The following is a 4,074-nucleotide window of genomic DNA, read 5'->3' as shown; positions in this document are numbered from 1 at the left end:
CCCCCCTGCCTCCCAGATACCAGCGCCGATGGGGTGGGCAGGGCGCGGACGGGGCTGGTGGTGGGACTCTTGGGGCTCTTCCCGCCCCCTGGCCGGCGGCGGTCGGTCACCGACTGGCCGGCTGGGTGCCGGTGGCGGTCGAACCGGCCGACGCGGCGGCAGTGGCCCGCTACGCGGTTGAGGCCGACTGGTGCGCCCCGTACGCCCTGGGCTGGCGGCGGGCCGGGATCGGCTACTCCTACCTGATCGCCATGCCGGCCACCACCGGCGCCTACAGCGCCGCGTGGCTCGCCCAGCGGGCCGGCGGGATCCGTCCCAGGGGCATCAGCCAGACGCGAGTAGCCTCGGCGCCTGCCATGGTCTCGGAGTTGGCGTGGGCGGAACGCCGGTCGGGGTCGGGGCGTGCGCCCGGCAGCGGGCACCGTGCCCCCCACCGCCATCCCGGCCTCTGCTATGCGGGCCGGCGGGACGTGGGCGCGGCCCGGTGCCGGACGACGGATCTGCGAACGAATCCGCGAGCGAGACCGCCCGGGACGGGCAGCGAACGACGGGAATTTTCGCGACTGGTCGGACCCCCAACCGCATGCAGCAGAGAGGGTATCCCGCCCGTGAGACACGGGCGGGATCACACGCGCCCAGTTGACACGGTAGAGGTCACTGGTTCAATCCCAGTATCGCCCACCGCGAGACACATTCTGACCGTCCTATGAGGGCCACCCGTCACGGGTGGCCCTCTGCGTGTGCGACGGCCGGTGGGCGGTGGGCCGCCCGGAAATCCGGCGATGGGCCCGGCCGCCCGCCGCGCCCATCGCCGGACGAAGCCGGGTCAGCCCGGGCCGGGCGAGGACGCCTCGTCCCCCAGCAGGAACGACGTGATCCCGTCCACAAGGCCCGCCGCCGCCCGGGCCCGCCAGGCCGGGTCGGCGAACTCGGCCGCATCGGTGCGGTTGCGCATGTTGCCGCACTCCAGGAAGACCTTCGGCACCCGCGAGAGGTTGAGCCCACCGAGATCGGAGCGGATCGTCATACCATCCTCGCCCAGGTAGTCCGCCAGTGGCTGCCCGGTGGCCCGGCCGAAGGCGGATCGCACCATCGCCGCGAGACGTGCCGACGGGGCTAGGATCGGTGCGTTGGCCCGGTCCGGGCTGAGCGCGGGCGCGATGACATGAAAGCCGCGCCCGTCCGCCGGTCCCCCGTCGGCATGTATCGACACCACCGCGTCGGCCGAGGTCCGGTTGCCGATGCGGGCCCGCTCGTCGATGCACGGGCCCACCCCGGAGTCGTTGTCGCGCGTCAGGATCACGCTCGCGCCCCGGGAGCGCAGAATGGCCGCCGCCCGCCCAGCGACGTCGAAGGTGAAGGCGTGCTCCGGGTAACCACTGTCGGTCTCGGCGCCGACGGTGTCGCATTCCTTGTCGAAACCGCCGGCCGGAACCCGCCGGTTGATCGACCCTGCGGCGGCGCCGTTTCCTCCGTTGTGCCCGGGATCGAGGACGACCTTCCGGCCGGACAGGGCGGTTGGTGAGGTCCCGTCCACGCCGGGCCGGAGGCCGGGTGCGCCCGCCCCGGCGGACCCGCCCACCACGAGATGCAGAGCCACCCCGGCTACCAGGGCCACGGCGACCAAGGCCACGACGGCCGCACCGACGATCCGAAGCAGGATCGATGGTCTGATCCGTGCCGGCATTCGGTGTCTCCCGCCTACGGAGGGGGCCCGTCCCCACCGGAAGTGACCGTACGCGGTCGGCTGCGCGGCGCGCGTACGGGGGCCGCCCGGGCCCGGCCGTCAGCCGGTGACGAAGTCGATCAGTCGTTCCACCGCGCCGAGCAGGCCCACCTCAAGGTCGGTGTAGCTGTCCACCGAGGCCAGGATCCGGCGCCACATCTGCGCCGGGTCCTCCACACCGAGGGCCTGACAGACCCCTTCCTTCCAGGGCTGGCCGCGGGGAATCTCGGGCCAGCGGGGAATGCCGACCGACGCCGGCTTCACCGCCTGCCAGATGTCGATGTAGGGATGACCGGTCACCAGGACGTGGTCACCGGCGACGGAGGCGGCGATCCGGCTCTCCTTCGACCCCGGGACGAGATGGTCCACCAACACGCCGAGCCGGCGGCCGGGCCCCGGGCGGAACCCCGCGACCACCGACGGCAGGTCGTCGACCCCGTCCAAGCTCTCCACCACCACCCCCTCGATGCGCAGGTCGTCACCCCAGACCCGCTCGACCAAGGCGGCGTCGTGCAGACCCTCCACGTAGATACGGCTCGCCCGCGCGACCCTGGCCCGGTGGCGGGGCACCGCCACGGACCCGGACGCGGTGCGCGCCGCGGGGGCCGGGGTCCCGCGGCGGGGACGCACGAGGGTCACCCGCGCGCCCTCGATCAGGAAGGCGCCGGGTTCCAGGGGGAAGACCCTCCGGATGCCGTGGCGGTCCTCCAGCGTCACCCCACCGTTCTCGCTGCCTACCACGGCCCCGCAGAAACCGGTGGCCACGTCCTCGACCACGAGGTCACGCTCGAGCTCGACCTCCGACGGGCGCACCGGGCGCGGACGGGCGGCGGGAGCCAGGACGTCCGGCCCGTAGTCTCGACTACGCATCCTGCGAACCTAAGCCGACACACCATCATGATCAGGGATATCGACGCGGGCGTGTCGAAAATGTGACAGTGTGGTCGTACCGAACGGACGGGTACACCGGGGCAGACGGGCGTATCGGAATAAACGGGTGCATCGAGATGAACGGGTGCATCGGGACAGATTGGTACACCGGGAGAGGTGGGTACACCGCGACGCGAGGGCGGAGCGCGGCGGAGGGGACACGACGATGAGTCAGCGTTACGGGCCGGGGACCGCCCTGCTGATCGTGGACGTGCAGAACGACTTCACCGATCCGGCCGGCAGCCTCTACGTGGCCGGCGGTGAGCAGATCATCGCCGGGATCAATGCGGAGATCGCCGCGGCGGTGGCCGCCGGCTCCCCGGTCTTCTACAGCCAGGACTGGCACCCGCACGAGACCCCGCACTTCGTCACCGGCGGCGGGATCTGGCCGCCGCACTGCGTCGGGGACACCCCCGGCGCCCAGTTCCATCCCGACCTGATCGTCAGGGGTGAGGTGATCCGCAAGGGGGTCGACGGCAGCGACGGCTACTCGGCCTTCTCGGTGCGTGACCCGGCATCGGGGCGGCGGGCCGCCACGGTGCTCGGTGAACGGCTGGCACAGCTGGGCGTGTCGACGGTGGTGGTCGTCGGGCTGGCCGGCGACTACTGCGTCCAGGAGAGCGCGCTGGATGCTCGGCTGCGGGGCCTGAAGGTGCTGCTGCCACTCGACCTCACCAGGTTCGTCAACCTGCGCCCGGGCGACGACGAGCGAGCCGTGGCACGCCTGCGGGACGCCGGCGTTCTGGTCGGGTGAGAAGCCGGACCAGACGAGCCCGAACCGCCGGTAGCGGTCGAGCCCGAACTGATCGTGGAGCTGTCATCGGCGGTGGAGACTGATCGAGAGCCGATCAGACCATGCGGTCGGTCAGGCCGCGCAGTCCCGGCAGATCATCCGTCGCTCGTCCACGAGCTGGCTGCGGTGATGCACCAGGTAGCACTGCGTGCAGGTGAACTCGTCGGCCTGGCGCGGCAGCACACGGACGTTCAGTTCCTCGCCCGACAGGTCGGCGCCGGGCAGGCCGAGCTCGGTTTCGAACGGATCAACGTCGTCACCGAGATCAGCCGCCGCGTCCGCCCGCCGAGCCTTGAGGGCCTCGAGGCTCTGCTCCGAGGCGTCCTCGATGTCAGCTGTACGAGGGGTGTCGTAATCGGTGGCCACTGAAGTAACTCCCAGAGAAGTTGTGCGTAGTCGTGCGCAACCCACAACGCACGACCGCCGGGGTATGTGCCCGTCAGACCCGCGCTACCCCGATGTGGGCTTCACCACACCCTCGGCCCTCAGACGCCCCGGAGAATCCCCTGGCCTTGACCGACGACGTTGCCGCACTGATCTTCCGCGGCCCAGGAGCCTCGTCCACCCCGCCAGCCCGCCCGGCCGACGTCCGGCAGCTCTCCCGCGGCAGCCGGACGGCACGGCC

At 71.7% G+C, this 4,074-nt stretch carries 4 protein-coding genes; 1 reads left to right on the top strand and 3 read right to left on the bottom strand.

Annotated elements, in window-relative coordinates:
* Positions 1-826: 826 nt before the first annotated feature.
* Positions 827-1,687, bottom strand: coding sequence for an N-acetylmuramoyl-L-alanine amidase (locus AC08OO_RS04610; protein WP_476610071.1), 861 nt, complete (start codon positions 1,685-1,687; stop codon positions 827-829).
* A 99-nt stretch (positions 1,688-1,786) separates the two neighbouring features.
* Positions 1,787-2,596 carry a DUF3097 domain-containing protein gene (locus tag AC08OO_RS04605; protein ID WP_476610070.1) on the bottom strand — a complete coding sequence of 270 codons (810 nt, stop codon included), beginning with the start codon at positions 2,594-2,596 and terminating at the stop codon, positions 1,787-1,789.
* A gap of 226 nt (positions 2,597-2,822) precedes the next feature.
* Here AC08OO_RS04605 and AC08OO_RS04600 point away from each other — a divergent pair, with 226 nt between their 5' ends.
* Positions 2,823-3,410: an isochorismatase family protein gene (locus tag AC08OO_RS04600; protein WP_476610069.1), complete on the top strand. Its 588-nt coding sequence runs from the start codon at positions 2,823-2,825 to the stop codon at positions 3,408-3,410.
* A 111-nt stretch (positions 3,411-3,521) separates the two neighbouring features.
* Here the strand turns inward: AC08OO_RS04600 and AC08OO_RS04595 are convergent, their stop codons facing one another.
* Positions 3,522-3,815, bottom strand: coding sequence for a DUF4193 domain-containing protein (locus AC08OO_RS04595; protein ID WP_011435797.1), 294 nt, complete (start codon positions 3,813-3,815; stop codon positions 3,522-3,524).
* Positions 3,816-4,074 lie beyond the last annotated feature (259 nt).

This window comes from Frankia sp. CeCAU1 (assembly GCF_977971845.1).
This window is presented reverse-complemented; position numbering and strand designations above follow the sequence as displayed.